Origin of the sequence: Amaricoccus sp. W119 (assembly GCF_047275745.1) — a bacterium.
Lineage (GTDB): Bacteria > Pseudomonadota > Alphaproteobacteria > Rhodobacterales > Rhodobacteraceae > Amaricoccus.
Genome location: NZ_JBKQWU010000019.1, coordinates 24,607 through 44,379, shown reverse-complemented (window position 1 = coordinate 44,379; position 19,773 = coordinate 24,607). Strand labels below are relative to the sequence as shown.

Below are 19,773 nucleotides of genomic sequence, written 5' to 3'. Positions count from 1 at the left end.
GCTGTGCCCCGGGGCCAGGTTGCCCCGGAAGCCCTGGATGCCTGTACACCGGATGCCAGTATGCTGGATGCCAGTATGCTTGATGTCCGTATCCGGAACGAACTCGGAACCTGGCGGACCCTGGGGCGGCGGCTGATCGCGGAGCAGTGGAGCGAGTACCAGACCCTTTCCGCCGAACTGGATCGGCTCGTCACCGCCAGACGCTACAAAGAGGCGATCCCGGCTGCCCAGATCGCGGCGAATTACGCGGGAATCTGGCACTGCGGCATGTTCGCCTGCGCCTCCCTGGAACGACGGATCCGACAGATCGGGGAGGCTCTGCTCCCGACGGAGGGTGCCCGGCCAGCCCGCTCGGATCGGCTACGCATCCTCCATATCGCCAGCGACGTCGGCGTGATCGGCGGACATGCCCGCATGCTCCAGCGCTGGATCGGGCGGGATCTCGGCAACACGCATTCGGTCGCGCTGACCCGACAGAGCCAGCGGCCTTCCGAGGCCCTGATCGCCGCGGCCAGCGCGACCGGAGGCGCGGTCCGCTCGATCAATCGGCGACCCGGGGGAATCGTCACCTGGGCCAGGGAGCTTCAGGTCGCGATCGGGCGTTCGGACATCGTCGTCCTCCACGTCGCCAATTACGATATCGTCCCGTTCCTGGCCCTCGCCGGAATGCGGCGGCGGCCGCCGGTCGTACTTCTCGATCATGCGGATCACCAGTTCTGGCTCGGCGCGGAGTTCGTCGACGCGGTGGTGAGTTCCCGGCGATCGGGCCAGATGCATCGCGCGAACCGGCGCGGCATTTCTCCCGACCGCGGCCTGTCGCTCCCGCTCTGCCTCGACGAAGTCGAACGCCGCGGGTCGCGCGCCGAGGCGCGGCGGACGCTCGGGCTTCCGGAGGACGCGCGGATCATCCTGACCATCGCGCGGGGCGAAAAGTACCGGCCGATCGGCGAGACTGGTTTCGCCGACGCCCTCGTTCCGCTGCTGCGGGCCGATCCCCGCGCCCTGCTGGTGGCGATCGGGCCGGGCGGCCGTGCCGACTGGTCCGCCGCGATGCGCGCCGTTCCGGGCCAGATCATCATGCTTCCGGAGCGGCCGGACAACCGGCTGTTCCTGGAAAGCGCCGACATCTACCTCGATACCTTCATTTTCGCTTCCATTACCTGTCTGCTCGAGGCCGGTCTTTCCGGCCTGCCACTCGTCACGTACAGCCCCTTCGGTCCGGGCTGCGAGGTGATGGGGGCGGATTCGCTCGGCATGGACGATGTGCTCATGCGCGCCTCGTCGATAAGCGAGTTGCATCGCCAGCTGCGGGCGCTCCTGGACGATCCCGGCCTTCGCGGCGCGCTTGGCGCCAGAACGCGCGATGCGATCGAGGCGACCCACACGGGCGCGAACTGGACCCGCACCCTTTCGGAACTCTACGGGCGGATCCTCGGGCTTCCACGATATTCGGCCCGATCCTCGGGAGGAATCGATATCGCGGAGGGCCCGTCATTCAGCGATATCGACCTGTTCTGGCCCTTCGTCTTCGTTCCCGCGGCTGGCGCCCTGTCGCGTGAGAGGCGGATCGCGCATGCGACCGAGCTGGCGCTTCGTGTCATGCCACCGGTCAGGCGCGCGATGATCCTGGCGGATCTCGCCGCGAAGGGGCGGATCGCCTTCCGCCCACGCGGAGCGGCCTGGCGCTACATGCTGCCGGAGTTTCTCATCGCGCGTCTGCGAACCTGAGCCGGGTCGGAACCTGCCCTTTCAGGGCTCCGAGTGGAGCATGGGGCCCGTTGCCCGGCCACCGCGCCTCGATATCCCCGGTCCAAGGCCACGCGCCCTCAGCAGGCCTCGCTCACGCGCAGGAGCGCCCTCGGCGTGCGGCAGAGGATGACGAAATCGCTCCACAACGACCAGCCGCGCACATAGTTCGAGTCGAGCAGCACCCGTGTCGCATATTCCGCGCTCGAGCGTCCCGTCACCTGCCAGATTCCGGTGAGCCCCGGCCGGGCGCGGAGATAGTCGCCGCCGTTCGCGCCATAGCGTTCGAGCTCGTCGCGCACGATCGGGCGGGGCCCGACGCAGCTCATCTCGCCGCGCAGGATGTTGAGAAGCTGCGGCAGCTCGTCGAGGCTCGATTTGCGCAAGGCCCGGCCGAGGAGGCTGACCCTGGGATCGTGGCGGAGTTTCTGCGTCTCGCGCCACTCCCGGGCCGCCTCCGGATCGCCCGCCAGATGCGCCGCGAGCAGCGCCGCGCCGTCGGTCGCCATGGTGCGGAACTTGTAGCAGCGGAACGCCCGGCCGCCGAAGCCCACGCGCTCGTGGCCGTAGAAGACCGGCCCCGGGTCGAAACGCTTGATGAGGAGCGCGACCACGAGCATCAGGGGCGCCGCGAGCATCAGGCCGATGAGGGCGAAGGTGATGTCGACCAGCCGTTTCGGCCAACCACCCAGGGGTGTCCCCTCTGCCTCGTCCCCGCCGGATGGAGGGGAGAGGGGAAGCGCGCCGAACCTGTACCGGGAATATCCGCCGAGAAGATCGCTTATCATCGCCGCCGCGCCTGATTGTCCGCTGCCCGATCCTCGGCGGGAACCCGATCGCGACCAGATCGGAATAGGTGGTACCCCCGCGCCGGCCGGCACGCCGGGGCTCCACCCAAGGCGGTAGCGCGAGCGCATCCCACGTCCCGAAAGGTGAAAAAGGGAGGGTGCCGGGGCAGGCTCGCCTGGCCACGCGGGCGGGATCGGAGAGGAAAATCCGGCCGAAAGGGCGCGGCCTCAGTCGAGGATGACACCCGATACCGTCGCGCCATGCGCGCGGAGCATCGCGGCGAGTTCCTCCACCGCTTCGATCGGCGTGCCGCCCCTTTCGGCGACGATGATCACGGCGTCGAGTCGCCCGCCGAGGGCCAGCGCCTCGAACCCGGCCGTCAGCGGCGGCAGGTCCACCACGACCATGTCATAGGCGTCGGACGGCCAGGGGCGGCCCAGCATGTTCCCCGCCATGGTCCCCGCCGTATTCCTCGCCGTATTCCTCGCCGCGTCCCCGTCCGGGGCGAGGGTCAGCAGATCGACCCCGCGCGGCCCCGGGACGATCCCGGCCGTCGCGGGCGCGCCGCCGCGATCGCCGTCGCGCTCCCCGTCGGACTCGTCACGGCGCTCCCCGCCGTGCTCCCCGCCGTCGCCGTGCTCCCCGCCGTGCTCCCCCAGAAGCCGGCGTGTCAGGAGCGCGTGGTCGGTGTCGGCGTCGACCAGAAGCGTGCGGAGCCCCGACATCGCATGGAGCACGGCGAGATTGCTCGCGATCATGCTCCGGTTCTCCGCGGGGGCCGCCGAGACGACGCCAAGGGCGCGGATCGGCTCGCCGGCGGCGCGCTGGATGGCGAACCGGACCCGCCTGAGGCTCTCGCCGAGGACCGACCGCGGCGCCTCCGCGATCTCCTCCGGGCGCCGCGGCCGCGAGCGCCAGGAGCGGCTGGCGGGCAGCGCCGCGAGGCATCTCAGCCGGAGCCGCTCCTCGACCTGGCGCGGCGAACGCAGGGCGCCGTCGAGCGTGTGGCGCAGGAAGGCCTGGCCGACCCCGGCCATCAACCCCGCCAGCAGGCCGAAGGCGAGCACCAGCTTCTTCCGGGGATAGCTCGGCGCCAGCGGCTGCGTGGCGGCGGTGATCACGCGGGCGTCGGCCACCGGATAGGATTGCTGGCTCAGGTTGTCGGTATAGGCGCGCAGGAAGCTCTCGTACATCTGCCGGTAGGTGTCGGCGGTAACCTCGAGTTCCTCGAGCGTCGGCTGGTCGGAGGTCTCGCCCGCGGGATCGTCGTAGATCAGCTGTCCGTTCCTCAGCCGCGCGCCCGGCGGCTGGACGCGGTAGTCGTGCCGGGCGCGGAATTCCTGCGCGATCTGGGTGGCCGTGTTCATCTTGTCGCGCATCTCGCCCATGCGGCGCTCGAGCCATTCGCCGCCCTGCCGCGCCTGCGCCGCCTTGGTCTCGATCTGCTCGCGCACGAAACTGTCCGCGGTCGCATTCGCGACATCGGCCGCGAGTTGCGGATTGCGCGACCTGAACGCGATCGCGACCGCGTAGGAGACGCCGACCCGGCGGATATCGCTGTTCGCGGCGAAGAGATCGATCGCGATCCTGCCCCGCTCGAAATCGGAGAGGACGGGCACGGCGGGATCCGTCCCGGCGCTCCCCGCCACGCCGCTCCCCGCCGCGGCGGTTGGCCCGAGGGGGTCGAAGGGAGGGGGCTCCGGAGCGAGGCCGAGCTTGCCGAGGATCGCGCCGGCGAATCGCCTCAGCCGTTCGGCCAGGGTCGCCTCCCGCAGGATGAAGAAATCGGGATTGTCCATCAGCCCCAGCTGGTCGATCACCATCTGGGTGATCTTCTCCGACTTCATCACCGTGATCTGGCTTTCGATCTGGGCGGTGTCGAGCGAGGTCGAGACCGTGCTCGTCGTCTGCAGATACTGCGGCAGCTTCGGCTCGATCAGGATCTGCGCCGTGCTGGTATAGGTCGGATCGGTCGTGAGAACCGAGAAGAGCGCGAGGATGATGCCCGCCGCCGCGCAGGCGAGGATCGAGACGAGATAGCGCCGCAGGAAGGCGGTGATGTCGGCGAGGCCGATGAATTCGGTCCCCCGCAGCGGCTCCGCGGGCCGCGCCTCGCCCGGCTGCCAGGGACGTACCTGCATCGCGTCACACCGCCCCGGCCCGCGCCGGACGGAACTGTCCGGGCAGAGGCCCAGGCCCCATCGGAGGACCGATCAGAGGGCCAATCAGGGAGCCGGTCAGAAAGGCGCCGCTTGGCCGCCCGCGTCGGAAGTTCGTCTCTATGGCGCGCACCTCACAAGCCAGACTTCCCCGCAGGCTACGGTGAGAAGGAGCCCGGGCAATCGATCCGATCGGCGTAGCCGGCCAGGCCGGAAGGCGTAGCCCGACCCCGAGCGGCCCCCTCCCCCGCGTCATCACATCTCTCATCCCGCGGATGCCGCCCGCGTGGGCCAAGGGCCGTCTCGCCCCCAGCTTCCTCGGTCGCTCCGCGCGCTAGCGGACAAGCGGTTCCGCGCCTTCGGCGGGCGGCGCGGGGTCGGCGAGGGAGCCGAACGTCTCCGCCGCCGGCCGAACCGGCAGCGGCAGTTCGACCCGCAGCGTATCGCCCGGCCGAACCTCGGTCGCCTCGTCGGCCCGGATCTCGACCGCCGCGCCCGCCCCCGCCGGCCTCGTGATCGTGTAGACGGGCCGGGCGCGGCTGGCACGACCGAGGCGCAGCGCCGCGGTCACCGATTCATCGAGGAGCGCGGCGGCGGTCCCGGCCCTGCCCCGGACCTCGCCAAGCTCCAGCTCCGTCGCGCGCAGGTCGCCCGCGATCTCGCTCGCGCGCTCGTCGCGCAGTTCGAGGATGCTGAGTTCGGTCCGGCTCGCCTCCTGGCGCGCGCGCAGGAGCCCCGTCTCGGCGGCGAGCCGGTCGCTCTGGACCTGGAGCAGCGCGCGTTCGAGTTCCATCTGCCGGGGCGCGGCGGCGATGCCCTTCTCGACGAGCGTGCTCACCGTCTCGAATTCCTTCCGCATGCTGGCGATCCGCTGGTCGAGGAAGCCGAGCTGCCGGCCGAGCGAGTCGATCTCGCGCTCGAGGAAACCACTGAGCTCCTCGAGCGCGCGCAGCCGCGTGGCGAGGCCGTTCCGGCGGGCCTGGAAGAGCGCGCGTTCCTGCTCCATCAGGACGCCGGCCGCCGCGCCCGCCGCCACGTTCACCTCGGGTCCGGTCAGTTCCGCCGGGAAGGCGATCGCCTCGGCGTCCGCGGCCTCGGCGCGCAGCCGAGCGCGGCGCGCCAGCAGGCTGATCCGGGTCAGCGCGAGCTGCTCGATATCGCCCTGACCGGCGAGAAGCTCACGGTCCATGCGGTCGAGCCCGTCGGCCCGTACGGGCAGGCCGCCGGCGACGCCGACGGCGTTCAGAACGCTCAGCCCCGGACGATAGGGGTATTCGCCCGGGCGCGCGACATCGCCCAGGATGTAGAAGGGGCGGAAGCGGACCACCTCCACCGCGACATCGGGCCACTGGCCCAGCCCCATGTTGCGCGCGAGGCTCTCGGCGATCGCATCGGCGAGCGCGCCGGTCTCGAGCCCTTCCGCCGGAATCCGCCCGGCGAAGGGCAGCGAGAGGATTCCGTCGGCGCCGATGGTGAAGACGTCGTTCAGGGCCGTCCATTCGAAGATCGTGTCGCGCGAGGCGCGCCATTCGTAGATCTTCAGCCGCAGCTGGTCCTCGGGCCCGAGCGGATAGCTCTCGCCCGCCCCGGCCCGCCCCGGTGCGAGCAGAAGCCCGAGAAGAAGCCCGAGCCTGAGCAGGAGCGTGAACAGGCGTGCGAGCCCGGTCCGGAACGCGGACGGGTGCGCGCGCGGGAACGCGGCCGCGGGGACCCTGCCCCGCCCGCGCGGGGCGCTAGAGACGCAGGACATGTTCGGGATCGATCCGCCCGCGCAGCATATGCGCGAGGCCGAGAAGGTTGCCGCGGAGACGCCCCCGGCGGTCCACATAGGGCTCCGGGCGGAGGCTCCGGACCAGATTGGCCGCGAGGTTGCGACCCATCAGCCGCAGGGCGAAACCGGCGGGAACGGTGCGCTTGCGGATCAGATAGACCGGGTTGACCATCTGCGAATAGCCGAACCGCGTGCCGCTCACCCGCCCCGTCTTGAGCCCGAGATGGACGCCACGCAGGCCCGCGACGCAGACCACGCGGCCCCGCGCGCGGAGCCGGCTGGTGAAATCGATGTCCTCCTGCCAGCCGTAGAGCACCAGCCGCTCGTCGAAGCGCCGGCCCTCGATCCGGTCGGCGCGGATCGACATGTTGCAGCCATAGGCGCCGACATGATCGACCACCGGGCGCGGCGACCGCCCGGAACTGGGCCCGGAATTGGGCCCGGAATTGGGCTCGGGCTCCGCCAGCGCCGCGAGCGCCTCGGGCCAGTCGAGCCCGGCGGTGGTGGCGCCATCGCGGAGCACCCGCCCCATCACCACGGCGAAATCCGGATTGGCCGCGAAAGCCTCGACCACGCCCGCGAGATAGTCCCGCGCCGGGATGAAATCGTCATCGAGGAAGGTGATCACGTCGTAGTCGCATCCGAGCGCGTCGAGCGCCGTGTTGCGTTGCGCGGAGGACCCGGTCGGACCGAAGACCACCCGCACCGGAAAGGGGCCGGTCGCGGAACTGGGCCCGGAGTTGGCCCCCGACCCGGACCCGAGCCCGACGACATGCGTCTCGTCCGGCGCGGAAACCAGCACCATCTCCGGTAAGCGGGACTGGAGCGCGAGGTAATCCACGAGGCGCGCGATCTGCTCGGGGCGCCCCAGCGTCGGGATCACGACCGCCAGCCGCATGGCCTCCCTCACGGCCTCCGCTCCGTATGTCGCATGCAAGGGCCTCTCCCGCGTCACCGATCCGCGTCACCGGAGAAGCTTGGCCGAAACGCCGCGGGCGTCAGCCTCGCCATTCGGCCAGAGATGCGCCCCCGCCCTTGCCCCGAGCGCGGCCGGGCTCATGCGAAGGCATATGCGCCTCATCTGATTGGATGAGCCAGCCCTCGGGTGAGGCGGGTCTAGCCTGCCCGGGCAGCAGACGGAGGGTATGGTGGCACCCCTGGACAGCACGGCCCGCGGCGGGCGCTCCCCCGGGATGAGTCCCGAGACGGTTCCGGCGGTCTCGCCGATGGGCCCACCAATGATCCCGCCGATCGATCCGGTGGCCATCGGCGTGAGAACCCGAAGGCGCTGGACGCTGAACGGTGACTTCGTCACGCTCGCGCCCGCCGGGGTGGCGCGTTACGCGCGCGAGGTCACGCTGGCGCTCGACGCGCTGATCGCCGAGGGCCACCCGCTCGCCCGGGATCTGGAGATCGACATCGTGGTTCCGGGCGCGGGGCGCGCGCCGCTCGATCTCGGGGCGATTCCGGCGCGGGTCGTGCCGGAGCCGATCCGGCCGCGCCTGCCGCTCGTCTGGGCGCAGACGGTGCTGCCGCGGCATGTCCCGGGCGGGCTGGTCAGCTTCTGCAATCTCGCACCGGTCGCGGTCCGCCGGCAGATCGCCTGCATCCACGACCTGCACACCCGGCTGGCGCCGGAGAGCTACGGAAAGCTCTTCGCGCTCGCGCACCGCGTGATCCTCCCGGCGGTCGGGCGGCGCGCGGCGGCGATCACCACCGTCTCGGAATTCTCGCGCGACTGCCTCGTCGCCTTCGGGGTGGCCCCGGCCGGGAAGATCACCGTCACCTACAATGGCGGCGATCACGCCCGGCGATGGGACCCCGCCCGGGGCGGGCTCGCCGCGCCCCGGCGCCCCTATGTGCTCTGCCTCGGCCGGGGCCAGGGCTACAAGAACCTCGACCTCCTGCTGCGGCTGGCGCCGCTGCTCGACGCCCGCGGCCTCGACCTCTGGATGGTGGGCGAGGTCGACGCGGCGCTGATCGCGGCCCGGACCTCCGCCCTACGAAGCTCCGCCCTGCGAAACTCCACCCCGCGGACATCCACCCCAGGGATGCCCGCCAGAGGGACGTCCACCCGAGGGACGCCCACCCTGCCCGCCCCGACCGCTCCACCGGACAATCTCGTCCTGCTCGGCCGCGTCCCGGACGACGACTTCGCTCAGGCGCTGGCCGGGGCGGTGGCCTTCCTGTTCCCCTCGCGCATCGAGGGTTTCGGGCTGCCGGCGGTCGAGGCGATGACGCATGGCTGCCCGGTGATCGCCTCGACCGCGCCCTGCCTGCCGGAGATCTGCGGCGACGCGGCGCTCTACGCCGATCCCGACGATCCCGGCGCCTGGGACCGGGAGATCGGCCGGCTCAGCGACGATCCCGCGTTGCGGCGCGCGCTCGTGGCGGCGGGCGCCGCGCGGCTCAGACGCTACGAATGGCGGCGCATCGCGGAACAGTATCTCGAGCTCATGGCGCGGGTGGACGCTTCGGGATAGCCGCCCGGTCGCCTACGATGATGTCGCGCGCCACGGAATAGGCCGGTTTCGGTGCCAGAACCCGCCAGCCACCCTCGGCGGTGGGACCGAGCGGGACAAGTCCCATGACGGCCTCGAAGCTCGGCGCCCAGTAGGGTTCGTCGAGAAGCTGGTAGATATGCGCGGCCTCCACGTCGAACTGCTCCGAAAGGTCCCCGAGCCGCGTCATGATCCCTCGCAGCCCCTCGGCCTGGGCGGCCTCTCCGTCGCGGCTGCCGAGGGGGTGATTGACCTCGGTCACCCAGATCGGGCGCCCGTATTTCGCGAGATGCTCGAAGGCCCATTCCGGGTCCTCGCCATAGATGTGCCAGACGGAGATGTCCCACGCGACGCCGTCCGCGCTCAGGCGTTCGAACATGCCGACATGGCCCCAGCCGGCCGAACCGATCGCCCGGCGCAGCTCCGGGTCGACGGCCGCGATCCCCTCGGACATGCCGCGGAGCAGCGCGCTGACCTTTTCCCACCTCGGACCGTAGTAATCGAGCTGGCCGACACCCCCCGCCGGACCCCATTCGCAGGGATAGGTGGTTCCGTCGTCGAGCGTCTCGCAGGGTTGGACGATGGCGAAGTTCTCGAGCTCGTTGCCGAGTTCCCAGACCGGGATGTCCCGCCCGAACTGCGTGGCGAGGGTGGTCGCGAAGCTCCGCGCCGCCCGGTAGAGATCCTCCGCGCTCGCACCCGCGATATCGACCCCCGGCGTGAGCACCGGCAGGATCGTGACGCCGCGCGCCTTGCCCGCAGCCACGACCCGCGCGAGCACCGGCGCCTGGCCGGCGTCGGAGATGTTCACGCGGTAGGAATCCGCCCCCATCCCCGCCACGAGGTCGATCTGCTCCTCGAAGCCGATGCCGGGATAGGCGGTCAGGGGATGCCCGTTGACGCCCCATCGCAGCGCGGCGGCGGGGTCCGCCATCAGCATGCCGAGAGCGAGCCCGAGGGCGCCGGCGCATTGTCGCATCATTCCTGGAACTCCTCCTCCGGAACTCCCCCGCCAGAACTTCTCCGCCGGAACTCCTCCGCCGCGCACGCAAGCCTAGGGCGGAACCCGGGGGCGGAACGCATCCATTTGCCGAGCCCGGGGCTACCTCTTTCGGCGGAGATCCTGACCGATCATCCGGTTCGGCCGGGCGAGGTTTCGCCGTGGACTGCTCCGGGGCGCGGATCCGGGGCGCGCGGACGCGCGCGGGGCGCGCGATGCCGCCCGGGCCAGATCGCAGGAGGAAGGAACATGTCATCGTCCCGAGCATGGGCGCCCGACCGGATCGGTCACGACGAGCCGCGGAGGGAGCCTGAGAGGGGGCGGCGGGGAGAAGCGGCGGGGACAGGTCCCGCGCCGCGACTGGTGCCCGCGGCGCCAGCCGGCCAGCCGGCCGTGGTGCTGATCTGCGACCTGAACTACGTGATCCCGACGCTCGCGACCGCGCTGTCGGTCGCGCGCCATACGCGGAATGTCCGCGTCTGCCTCTTCGTGGTCGGCGGCGATCCGGAGACGATCGGCGAGATCGGGAACGCCGTCCGCGACACCATGATCGAGGTCCGGCCGGCCGAGCTGGACCGCTTCGGGGAATATGCCGGCGGGCATCGCGACCGCTACCTGCCGCCGATCGCCCTGGCCCGGTTCTGGCTCGACGAACTGCTCGATCCCGAAATCGACCGCTTCCTCTATCTCGACGGCGACACCATGGTCGATGGCGAGCTCGACAGCCTGCTCGCGGCGCCCCCCCCGGAGGGCCGGATCATGGCGGTCCCCGATGCCCTGTCGATCTACTTCGGTGACCGCGGCCGGGGCCGCGCCGGCGATCTCGCCTATCTCGAGGGGCTCGGCTGCGCGCCGGAGCAGTACTTCAATTCCGGCGTGCTCTATGTCTCGCGCGCGACCTGGGCCGAGATCGTTCCGGTCGCGAAAGCCTTCCTGCTGGAACATCCCGACCGCTGCCGCTCGTCCGACCAGAGCGCGCTCAATTTCGCCGCGCGCGAGCGGGTCCAACCGCTGCCGCTGCGCTACAACTATCAGAGCGAGCACATGATGGCCCTCGATCCGCGCCCGCGCGGGCTGCATCCGAGGATCTGGCATTTCTCCAGCGCCCCGAAGCCCTGGGACGCGGCGGGATGGCCCTGGGAGGGCGGGTTCGACCGGTATTACCGGGAGGCGGCGGCGCTGCTGGCCCACGGAGCGGTTCCGGCGCCGGAGACGCCACCCGCCCAGGCCCAGGCGGGCCTGGGCCACCGACGCCGGACCCGCTTCCGTCTCGCCTGGCTTTATCCCTGGCGCAAGCTGGCCCGGCGAAGCCGGATATTGCGGCGATTCTGAGAAGAGGCCGCGCGCCACCCCGGCCGAACGGTCAGGACCTACGCCGATCGGCGTAGGGGTCCGGACTCCCGGGCCAGGCCCTCCCCCGAAGGAGGGAGCCCTCCCCCGCCGCATGGCCCGGGACCCCTCGCGGGCCCGGCAAGGCCATCATCGGGCCCGGCGCGGTCGGAAACGGGAACTGTCGGTGCAACCCTCGCTCATGGGTTTTCTGGTCTGCGGCGCGCTCATGCTCGCCGGCTACGTCCTCGCCGCCCGTTCGCCCGCCGACCGCCCCCCTGTTCCCCGTTCCCCCGCTGACCGTTCCCTCGGGGGCACGCTGATCATCGGTCTCATCGCCTCCCTCGCCTTCGGCTCGACCGCGATCGCGACCCTGTCGGCGATCGGCGGGTCCACGCCGCTCATCTATACCTTCTTCGCGGGCGCGCTCGTTCTCGCCGCCGCGGCGCGCCGGAGCCTCTGGCACGATCTCGGCGTGGTCTTCGGCGAGGTGCGTCCGGCCTGGGTACTCTGCGTCCTGACCGCCTATGCCCTGATCGGCGCCATCCTCTTCCCGCGTCTCTTCCTGGGCGAGACCACCGTCTTCGTCGTGGCACCCGAGGGCGGCGTCGTCGAGGCGATGCTCGCGCCCGTCTCCGGCAACATCACCCAGCCCGGCTACCTCGCCGTGGGAACCCTGACCGCGATCGCCCTCTGGACGCTGCTGCTGCGCGAGGACCGGCTGGAACAGGTGCGCCGCGGCTTCCTGCTCCTCTGCCTGCTGCACACCGGCATGGGCCTCCTCGACTTCGCCGGCAAGAACGCGGGCGTGAGCGATGTCCTCGCGCCGCTCCGGACCGCGAGCTATGTCATGCTGAGCGAACAGGTGAGCGCCGGTTTCGCGCGCGTCAACGGCGCCTTTCCGGAACCCTCTTCCTTCAGCGCCGCCTCGCTGACCTGTCTCGCCTTCTGCTACACCTACTGGCGCCATACGGGCGATCGCCTGACAAAATGGCTGAGCGCCCTGCTGCTGATCCTTCTCCTGGTCTCGACCTCGACCACCGCCTATGGCGGGCTCTTCGTGCTCGGAGCCGGCGCCGCCTGGGGGATCTTCCGGGCCCTGCTGACCAATCGCCTGCGCGGCGATGACCTGCGCATGCTGGCGCTGCTCGCCGCCGGCGCGGTCGCTCTCGTCGCCCTCGCCCTCTACAGGGAGGCGGCCTTCGACCCGGTGATCGATCTCGTCCACGCTTCCATTCTCGACAAGGCCGGTTCCGAATCCGGGCAGGGCCGGGCCTACTGGAACATCAAGAGCATCCAGGCCTTCTTCGACACCTCGATGCTTGGTGTCGGCATGGGAAGCTCGCGCGCCTCGAGCTGGCCCGTGGCCGTCCTCTCCCAGCTCGGGCTGGCGGGCACCCTCCTGATGGCGCTGCTTCTCGTGGTGACGGCCCGGGGGCTCGGCTCGCTGGAATGGCTGGCTTCGCCCCGTACCGTGGCGATCGTCGCCAGTGTCCGCGCCGCCGCCCTGGCGAGCATCGTCGCCGCGTCGATGATCAACGGGACCCCGGACCCGGGACTGCCCTTCATCATCGCCCTCGTCACGATCACCGCCGTCCGGGCCCGGCTGCTCCGCGAACGGGCGCTTGAGCGCCCGTCTTTCCCAACATGGAGTGAAGCATCCGCGCGGGAGTGGTCGGAGGCATCGTGGATTTCTCCGAGGTAATCCTGTTCGATGGCTGTTGATCCCACCGGAGCGCCGGGAGGCATGCCCGGTGAACGGGAGCATTATTCCCGCGTCGATCCAAGTCCCCTGGACGCTTAGATAGTTATAAGATTGGTTAAAAGGTTAAAGGGCGGTTCCCTACGCGCAAGGCATTGTTTTTTATTCTGAATATCCTTCCCCCTGTTCCTGATGTGTCGGCCATGCGTTCCCGATGTGTCGGCGGTAGTGTTCCTGATGTGTCGGTGAATCGTTCCCGAAGGATCGATGCCCGTTCCCGATGTGTCGTCGCTCCGGAACACAAGGCTTCGAATTGAATCTCCCGCCCCGCTTCCCGGGAGCCGCATGTTCAATGCGGGCTGAGCCCTGACGGTTCAGGGGGTCCGGTCATGCGCGGTGATGTCATGCCACGACATTTCGGGAACGTGGCTACTTCCCGTGCAGGTGGCGGTTGCGTTGGTCGTGGGCCCGGACGAAGCCGGAAAAGGCCGCGTCGATGTTGTCCGGAACCCGGGATGGATCGCCGGCGATCCAGTCGAGGAAATCGTCGCGGAGCCGCTCGAGGTCCCAGCCGGGGTAGCGTGCCCGGAGGCGGTCAAGCGTCTGTTCGGGGATGGCGGTGATGGCGGTTTCGGCGCGGGTGGCGGGACGAAGGATCAGCGCCGGCTCAAGCCCCCTGCCCTCCCCGCCGGTCCGCGTCATCCGGATCGCCGGCTCCGCCTTGTCGGAGGCGAATTCGAGCGCGAGATCGAAGCCCGGCAATTCATTGCGTTCGACGATGCGGGTGAGTTCGAACTTGAAGCGGCGGTACTGGCCTTCCGCGCCCGATTTCTCGAAGAGCGTCGGGAGCGAGATCGCGAACCCCCCTTCCCCCGCCCCGCCGGCATGTTTGCGTGCGACCCTGTAGAGCCAGCGCTCCCGCCCGCCGGTGAGGTCGAAATAGGCGCGGTCGATCGACAGGACCCCGCCGGTCATCAGCACGCCCTCGTAGAACCAGCCCGAAAGCTGCAGCGTCATGCCCTTGCTCCGGTTGGTCTTCGGATCGACGAGCTGGGACCAGCCGTCGAGCCAGGAGAAGGTCGCCTCGCGCCTCGTGTCGGAGCGGATGTTGGTCTTGACCGTGGTCGCGACCAGCCGGTCGAGCGACTGGCCGAGCAGGTCGTAGGCGCGTCCCGTGGTCGGCCGGTGGATCGACCGGAGCAGATCGTAGGGCATGATCCGAAGCGTCCGGGGGATGTCGTTCACCCCGCGCCGGGCCATGTCGGCGAGGATGCTGGCGCAATAGATCAGGATGTCCGCGTCCCAGATCGTCGCCATGCCGTAGTCGGGATTGGCGGAAACATGGACCCAGGCCTTGCCGTCGGGGCTCTGGTATTCGATCGGCCTGGTGCGTTTCGATTTGGCGAGGCTGAAGAACGGGCGCTCCATCATCTCGCGCTGATCGCGCAGCGGCAGATCGGAGAGATAGGGCAGGAAGAGATCGAATTGTTCGGGCGGGGTCTGTCTGGGCGGGTCCTGCTCGGTGGATCGGGCCATGGAAATCTTTCCCCGGGGAAACTTCTGGAAAATGCGCGCGCGCCGCTGGTCGGGATCATGCCGGAAGCGCTTCCGGAAAAGCGCCCGCGAAAAGTTTCCCCGGGGAAACCGCCGCCCGGTCTCGCCGGATCGGCCGGTCTTTCCCCGGGGAAAGATCAGCGCCGCAAACCCCTGCCCCGCGCCTCCAGGCGTTCGAGCATGCTCCGCAGCGCCTCGACCAGCTCGTCCGTCCCGGCGCCCGATCCCGCGTGCAGGCGCAGCGTCATGCCCTGGCGATTGATCGACTGGACCGAGAGCGCCGGCCGGCCGTGGCGGGAGACGTAGTCGAGGTCTTCCGGCGGCGGCGCCTCCGGCTCCGGACGGGCGACGGCGAGGAGCGCGCGGAGCACCTCGGCCGTGCCGGGCGGCGTCTCGCCCGCCGCGGCCCGCGCCGCCCGGCACGCCGCCAACTCCCGGGCGCGGGCCTGGATGCGTTTCGCCGCCGCCTTGTCGCCGAGCGCCTGCGCGAGACCATAGGCCGGCTTCAGCCCGAGATCGTCGAGGGAGGCGAAGGCCGCGAGGACCTGGTCGGGGATCGTCGCGACCCGCAGCATCTTGGAGAGCCACCCCTCCGAGACGCGCAGCCGTTCCGCCATCCGCTTCTGGCGCCCGCCGTAATGGGTCGCCAGCGCGGCGGCGTAGTTGCGCGCGCGTTCGATGTCGGAGACATCCCGCCGCGCGCGGTTCTCGATATCGGCGAGACGGAACGCCGCCTCGTCGTCGAGGGCGGCGACCTGGGCGAGAAAGCGCATCTCGGGATAGGCATGCGCGCGCAACCAGACGATGCTCCAGTGCCGGCGCGTCCCGGCGATGACCTCGTAGTCATGATCCGGGTCGCCCTCGACGCGGCGCACGACCGCCGGTACCCGCTGCCCGCCCTCGGCGATCAGCGAGTCGATCAGGTCGCGGCAGTTCTCCTCGGTGAGCCGCGCATGGATCCGGGCATTGCCGGGCCAGACGCGCACCCGGGCCGGGTCGAGAAGCAGCTGGGTGACCTGGCGCACTTCGCCGGAGCGCACGCGGTCGAGCGCGGATTCGCGGTTGAGCAGCGTCGTCGGCCGCGTCCGGGGCTGCGCGGGGGAGGGGGGGTCCGCCTCCGTGCCGAGAATGTCGGCGAGATAGTCGCTCTGCTTGCCGGCCATCACCGGACCCTCCGGGCAGCGGGATCAACCGGCCGCATACTGGACAACCTTCTCGGCGGGTGCGGGGGAGGCCAGTCCCCAGGAGGCCCGGACGAGCTGCTCGACCTGCCCGAGCGCCTCGTCGAGATTGGCGCGGCAGCGCTTGTGCGTGCGCGCGGTCCCGATCGGGCGCCCGAGTTCATAGACGGTCATCATCCTGAGCGCGGCATGGCTGATCTCGGCCGATTCGAGGATCGGAACCGGGAGCAGGGCGGAGCCGAAGGTCTGATCCATGATCGCGCGGACCATCGCATGGGAGGGATCGTTGCTGTCGAGCTTGGAGCAGATGAGCCGGACGAAACCGTATTCGACCTCGATGCCCGCGTCGGCGAGCTGGCGCAGCACCTGGTCCATCATCGACAGGAACTGCACGGTCGAGCAGAAATCCGGCGTCGTCGCCGCGAGCGGCACCAGAAGCGCGTTCGCCGCCTGCATCACCGTGAGCGAGATCGTCCCGAGCGCCGGCGGCGGGTCGAGGATGACCACGTCGTAATTCCGCGCGAGATCATTAAGTCCTTGTTTCAAATATCTAAAACGAGTTGACAGGACGGATTGCCCGTCCGATCCCGCCGCCGCGAGCTCGTATTCGACATCGAAAAGTTCGAGATTGGAGGGGATGAGATCGACATTGGGCCAGGGCGTGCGCCTGACCGCGTAGAGCAGATCCGGCTCGGTCGGGTCGATCGAGAGGTAGGGGTAGAGCGTCTCCTCGCGCGCGACGTTGAAATGCGGGTTGAAGCCGAAGAGGGTGGTGGTCGTCGCCTGGCTGTCGCAATCGACGACCAGCACGCGGTAGCCCTGGACGGCGAAGTAATGCGCGAGATGCGTCGTGACGGTCGATTTTCCGACCCCGCCCTTGAAGTTCTGCACCGCGATGATGGCGGCGGTATCCTCGTCGCGCCGCCGCGGGCTCGCGCCGAGGACATCGCGCATGTGGAGCAGCTGCTCGATGTCGTAGCCGGGACGGCGGCCGTTCTCCGACGGGGGAGGGGAGGGGAGGCGGCCATCCTCCTCGGCCATCCGGATCCGGTTCGTCGAACAGCCGAGCAGCTGCGCCGCCTCGGCGATCCCGATCCGCACCTCGAGCCCCTTGCGGCTTTCCGGAAGGAAGGCCTTGCGCCGGAGTCTCTCGATCATGCGCTCCCCGGACGCGGCGAGATCGCCGATCCGGTTGATGACTTCATCCATTTCCTGCCTCGACCGATGATTTGAATGTTATTTTCGAAGACAGTCCCATAGGTCATTCAATTGCGCAAGGAATATGGGTGGGTCGTCGAAGCGGGGGCACCTCGGCGCGAGGGGTCCGCTTCAATGGCGCGGCTCGGGAGGGCAGGGGGAGCGCGCGGCCTGTTCCTGGCCCCAGCGTTCGGCCGTGTAGTCCCAGATTTCGTCGAGATCGGCCTGCGCGGCGGGGGAGAGGACGAAGCCTCTCATCACGGTTCCGCGGCGCGCTTTGGGGCAATGGACTTCCGGGCAATGAAATCATCGAAATCGAAGGGGATCGGTTCCCCGGACGCCTCACCCGCGATCAACGCCGCTTCCAGCGCCCTGACCCTGGCCTCGTGTTCTTCCAGGAGTCGCAGACCCGCCCGCACGACATCGCTGGCGGAGCCATACCGGCCGGTCCGAACCTGCGCGTCGATGAAACCGGCGAAATGATCGCCCAGCGAAATGGATGTATTCCGTGCCATGCGGGCCTCCTGTCCGGCAGCCTGTACCAATATCTGGTACAGGCGCGAGCGCGGATGCCCGCCGATCCGACCGCGCCGGGTTCTCATCGCCGCGGCTGGTCAGAACTCCTCCGGGTGGAGCGCCATCGTCGCATCCGGGCCGGCGCGGAGCGCGGCGTCGAGCGCCGCGGTCCGAGGCAGCATGCGTTCCACGAAGAAGCGGGCGAGCGCGCGCTTGCGGCCTTCGGCGCGGGAAGCGGCCGGGTTCCGCGTCGCGGCGGCGGCCATGCGCAGCCACATCCAGCCGAAGGCGACCAGGGCGAAGAGGTGCAGATAGTCGGTCGCTCCGGCGCCGGCCTCATCGGGCCTGGCGCCGGAGAGGCGGGCGGTCGCGGCTTCGAGACGGCCGAGTGCCACGCGGACCGGACCCGTCAGGGCCTCGCCGAGCGCGGGTTCGGCGGCGTCGATATCGGCGGCGATGGTGGCGAAGAGACGCCGCGCGACGCGGCCGCCGTCGAGGCCGATCTTGCGGGTGACGAGATCCATCGCCTGGACGCCGTTGGTGCCTTCGTAGATCTGGGCGATGCGGGCGTCGCGGACCAGTTGCTCCATGCCCCATTCGCGGATGTAGCCGTGACCGCCGAAGACCTGCTGCGCGGCGACGGCGGTCTCGAAGCCGAAATCGGTGAAGGCGGCCTTGATGACCGGGGTCACGAGCGCGACGAGCGCGTCGGCCTCGCGGCGAATCTCCGGGTCGGGGTGGCGGGCGGCCGTCTCCATCCGCAGCGCCGTCCAGACGCCAAGCGCGCGCGCGGCGTCGATGAAGGCGCGGCCGGTCAGGAGCATCTTGCGGACGTCCGCGTGGGCGATGATCGCGACCGGCCCGGGGGTGCCATCGGGGGCACCGTTCGGCCCGGCGCCCTGCAGGCGCTCGCGCGCGTAATCGGCCGCCTTCTGGTTCGCCATCTCGGCGACGCCGAGGCCCTGGATGCCGACCATCAGCCGCTCGGCGTTCATCATGGTGAACATCGCGGCGAGGCCGCGCCCGGGCTCGCCGACGAGCCAGCCGGTGGCGCCGTCGTAGTTCATCACGCAGGTCGGCTGGGCGTGGATTCCCATCTTGTGTTCGAGGGCGCCGACCGAGAGGGCGTTGCGCGCGCCGAGGCCACCGCTGGCACCGGCGTCGGCATCGGCGTCGGCATCGGGCAGGAACTTCGGGCAGAGAAACAGGCTGATGCCCTTCACCCCCTTCGGCGCGTCGGGCAGCCGGGCGAGAACGAGGTGGACGACATTGCCGCCGAAATCGTGGTCGCCGGAGGAGATGAAGATCTTGGTGCCGGTGATGGCATAGCCGCCGTCGCCGTTCGGGACCGCGCGGGTCGTGAGAAGGCCGAGGTCGGTGCCGGCGGATGCCTCGGTCAGCGCCATGGCGCCGGTCCATTCGCCCGAGATCATCCTCGGCAGGTAGATCGCCTTCAGTTCGGGGCTGGCGTGGCGCTCGATCGCCTCGACGGCGCCGCGGCTGAGGCCCGGGAACAGGCTGAAGGAGAGATTCGCCGAGCAGAGGAATTCGTCGAGCAGCAGCTGGAGGACGCGCGGCAGGCCCTGACCGCCGTGTTCGGGGTCGCCGGAGAGGGTTGTCCAGCCCGCTTCGGCGAAGGCGCGGTAGGCCCCCGCCATGCCCTTCGGCGTGACGACCGCGCCGTCGACGAGGCGGCAGCCCTCCTCGTCGCCGGGGCGGTTCAGGGGTTCGAGCACCTCGCTCGCGAACTTGCCGGCCTCTTCGAGAACGCTGACCGCGAGTTCGGTATTCACCTCCTCGCAGCCGGGGAGCCCGGCCATCTGGGCGTCGAAGTCGAAGACCCGGCCGAGCAGGAAGGCGATGTCGTCGATGGGGGCGGTGTAGCTGGTCATTGGCTGTGCCTCGGGGAATGGGGGGAAGGGGCGCGCGGCGCCGGGCGCGCGCGGTCGTGGATGAACTCCTCGATCCGCGCGGCCGTGCCGGCGGGATCGGTCAGGACGAAGAGATGGCCGCGGGGGACCAGTTCGAGCCGGGCCCGCGGCAGGCGGCTCGCGATGACCCGGCCTGCCGGGTTCGAGCTCCAGACCGGGCCGCGGAACCGCTTGTCGCCCTTGACCGCGGCGCTGGCCGCGCCGTCGGTCAGGCTCGCGAGCACCTCGCGGCCGATCGTGACCGACGCCGCCCAGGTCTCGACCGGCCGCGCCAGGGCGGCGGCGGTGAGCCCGACCGCCGAACCGGCCAGATCCGCCGCGGTCTCCATGCGTTGCGTGGACATGGTCTTCTCCCCGGTCATGCGACGACGAGAGCGAGCAATTCGCCCACAACCGC

General features: G+C 70.1%; 16 protein-coding genes. 4 read left to right on the top strand and 12 right to left on the bottom strand.

The features are described from left to right. Window positions 1-75 precede the first annotated feature (75 nt). Entirely contained in the window at window positions 76-1,728 is a 1,653-nt protein-coding gene (locus tag ACLJK8_RS11920; RefSeq protein ID WP_413150491.1) for a hypothetical protein, read from the top strand. Between the two features lie 98 nt (window positions 1,729-1,826). On the opposite strand, the gene ACLJK8_RS11915 is transcribed toward ACLJK8_RS11920, so the two are convergent. The 4 genes from ACLJK8_RS11915 to ACLJK8_RS11900 form a co-directional block, all read right to left on the bottom strand. After that, entirely contained in the window at window positions 1,827-2,534 is a 708-nt protein-coding gene (locus ACLJK8_RS11915; RefSeq protein WP_413150490.1) for a sugar transferase, read from the bottom strand. Window positions 2,535-2,762: 228 nt separating this feature from the next. Further along, on the bottom strand, window positions 2,763-4,676 hold the full coding sequence (locus ACLJK8_RS11910; RefSeq protein WP_413150489.1) for a GumC family protein: 1,914 nt from the start codon (window positions 4,674-4,676) through the stop codon (window positions 2,763-2,765). 352 nt (window positions 4,677-5,028) lie between these two features. Next, window positions 5,029-6,444: a polysaccharide biosynthesis/export family protein gene (locus ACLJK8_RS11905; protein WP_413150488.1), complete on the bottom strand. Its 1,416-nt coding sequence runs from the start codon at window positions 6,442-6,444 to the stop codon at window positions 5,029-5,031. Next, entirely contained in the window at window positions 6,428-7,375 is a 948-nt protein-coding gene (locus ACLJK8_RS11900) for a glycosyltransferase family 2 protein (protein WP_413150487.1), read from the bottom strand. The genes ACLJK8_RS11905 and ACLJK8_RS11900 overlap by 17 nt, the downstream gene beginning before the upstream one ends. A 328-nt stretch (window positions 7,376-7,703) precedes the next feature. Between ACLJK8_RS11900 and ACLJK8_RS11895 the strand changes: the two genes are divergently transcribed. Next, a complete protein-coding gene (locus tag ACLJK8_RS11895) occupies window positions 7,704-8,948 on the top strand; it encodes a glycosyltransferase family 4 protein (RefSeq protein ID WP_413150486.1) in 1,245 nt (414 codons plus the stop codon). Here ACLJK8_RS11895 and ACLJK8_RS11890 read toward each other — a convergent pair. Beyond that, window positions 8,920-9,948, bottom strand: a complete 1,029-nt coding sequence (locus ACLJK8_RS11890) for a hypothetical protein (protein WP_413150485.1) — start codon at window positions 9,946-9,948, stop codon at window positions 8,920-8,922. The genes ACLJK8_RS11895 and ACLJK8_RS11890 overlap by 29 nt on opposite strands. A 267-nt stretch (window positions 9,949-10,215) precedes the next feature. Between ACLJK8_RS11890 and ACLJK8_RS11885 the strand changes: the two genes are divergently transcribed. Further along, a complete protein-coding gene (locus tag ACLJK8_RS11885; protein ID WP_413150484.1) occupies window positions 10,216-11,298 on the top strand; it encodes a glycosyltransferase family 8 protein in 1,083 nt (360 codons plus the stop codon). Window positions 11,299-11,482: 184 nt separating this feature from the next. After that, complete coding sequence (locus tag ACLJK8_RS11880; protein ID WP_413150483.1) at window positions 11,483-13,000, top strand: hypothetical protein; 1,518 nt, start codon at window positions 11,483-11,485, stop codon at window positions 12,998-13,000. A 426-nt stretch (window positions 13,001-13,426) separates the two neighbouring features. Here ACLJK8_RS11880 and ACLJK8_RS11875 read toward each other — a convergent pair whose 3' ends face one another. From ACLJK8_RS11875 to ACLJK8_RS11845, 7 genes are all read right to left on the bottom strand, one after another. After that, entirely contained in the window at window positions 13,427-14,533 is a 1,107-nt protein-coding gene (locus ACLJK8_RS11875) for a replication initiator protein A (RefSeq protein WP_413150482.1), read from the bottom strand. 155 nt (window positions 14,534-14,688) lie between these two features. Beyond that, window positions 14,689-15,714: a ParB/RepB/Spo0J family partition protein gene (locus ACLJK8_RS11870; RefSeq protein ID WP_413150481.1), complete on the bottom strand. Its 1,026-nt coding sequence runs from the start codon at window positions 15,712-15,714 to the stop codon at window positions 14,689-14,691. A gap of 24 nt (window positions 15,715-15,738) precedes the next feature. Further along, window positions 15,739-16,941 (bottom strand): AAA family ATPase, encoded by a 1,203-nt coding sequence (locus ACLJK8_RS11865; protein WP_413150480.1) that lies wholly within the window; start codon window positions 16,939-16,941, stop codon window positions 15,739-15,741. A gap of 120 nt (window positions 16,942-17,061) precedes the next feature. After that, complete coding sequence (locus ACLJK8_RS11860) at window positions 17,062-17,187, bottom strand: type II toxin-antitoxin system RelE/ParE family toxin (RefSeq protein ID WP_413150479.1); 126 nt, start codon at window positions 17,185-17,187, stop codon at window positions 17,062-17,064. Then, on the bottom strand, window positions 17,187-17,531 hold the full coding sequence (locus ACLJK8_RS11855; protein ID WP_413150478.1) for a type II toxin-antitoxin system ParD family antitoxin: 345 nt from the start codon (window positions 17,529-17,531) through the stop codon (window positions 17,187-17,189). The genes ACLJK8_RS11860 and ACLJK8_RS11855 overlap by 1 nt, the downstream gene beginning before the upstream one ends. 12 nt (window positions 17,532-17,543) lie before the next feature. Further along, entirely contained in the window at window positions 17,544-19,337 is a 1,794-nt protein-coding gene (locus tag ACLJK8_RS11850; protein WP_413150477.1) for an acyl-CoA dehydrogenase, read from the bottom strand. Beyond that, window positions 19,334-19,720, bottom strand: coding sequence for an alpha/beta fold hydrolase (locus ACLJK8_RS11845; RefSeq protein ID WP_413150476.1), 387 nt, complete (start codon window positions 19,718-19,720; stop codon window positions 19,334-19,336). The genes ACLJK8_RS11850 and ACLJK8_RS11845 overlap by 4 nt, the downstream gene beginning before the upstream one ends. Window positions 19,721-19,773: the final 53 nt, after the last annotated feature.

What these genes read in the sequence shown, in the direction of transcription:
- ACLJK8_RS11870 (WP_413150481.1), bottom strand. Translation starts at nt 15,714, where the DNA reads ATGGCCGGCAAGCAGAGCGACTATCTCGCCGACATTCTCGGCACGGAG.
- ACLJK8_RS11895 (WP_413150486.1), top strand. Translation starts at nt 7,704, where the DNA reads ATGATCCCGCCGATCGATCCGGTGGCCATCGGCGTGAGAACCCGAAGG.
- ACLJK8_RS11885 (WP_413150484.1), top strand. Translation starts at nt 10,216, where the DNA reads ATGTCATCGTCCCGAGCATGGGCGCCCGACCGGATCGGTCACGACGAG.
- ACLJK8_RS11855 (WP_413150478.1), bottom strand. Translation starts at nt 17,531, where the DNA reads ATGAGAACCCGGCGCGGTCGGATCGGCGGGCATCCGCGCTCGCGCCTG.
- ACLJK8_RS11890 (WP_413150485.1), bottom strand. Translation starts at nt 9,948, where the DNA reads ATGATGCGACAATGCGCCGGCGCCCTCGGGCTCGCTCTCGGCATGCTG.
- ACLJK8_RS11850 (WP_413150477.1), bottom strand. Translation starts at nt 19,337, where the DNA reads ATGACCAGCTACACCGCCCCCATCGACGACATCGCCTTCCTGCTCGGC.
- ACLJK8_RS11910 (WP_413150489.1), bottom strand. Translation starts at nt 4,676, where the DNA reads ATGCAGGTACGTCCCTGGCAGCCGGGCGAGGCGCGGCCCGCGGAGCCG.
- ACLJK8_RS11905 (WP_413150488.1), bottom strand. Translation starts at nt 6,444, where the DNA reads ATGTCCTGCGTCTCTAGCGCCCCGCGCGGGCGGGGCAGGGTCCCCGCG.
- ACLJK8_RS11915 (WP_413150490.1), bottom strand. Translation starts at nt 2,534, where the DNA reads ATGATAAGCGATCTTCTCGGCGGATATTCCCGGTACAGGTTCGGCGCG.
- ACLJK8_RS11865 (WP_413150480.1), bottom strand. Translation starts at nt 16,941, where the DNA reads ATGGATGAAGTCATCAACCGGATCGGCGATCTCGCCGCGTCCGGGGAG.
- ACLJK8_RS11875 (WP_413150482.1), bottom strand. Translation starts at nt 14,533, where the DNA reads ATGGCCCGATCCACCGAGCAGGACCCGCCCAGACAGACCCCGCCCGAA.
- ACLJK8_RS11860 (WP_413150479.1), bottom strand. Translation starts at nt 17,187, where the DNA reads ATGAGAGGCTTCGTCCTCTCCCCCGCCGCGCAGGCCGATCTCGACGAA.
- ACLJK8_RS11845 (WP_413150476.1), bottom strand. Translation starts at nt 19,720, where the DNA reads ATGTCCACGCAACGCATGGAGACCGCGGCGGATCTGGCCGGTTCGGCG.
- ACLJK8_RS11920 (WP_413150491.1), top strand. Translation starts at nt 76, where the DNA reads ATGCTTGATGTCCGTATCCGGAACGAACTCGGAACCTGGCGGACCCTG.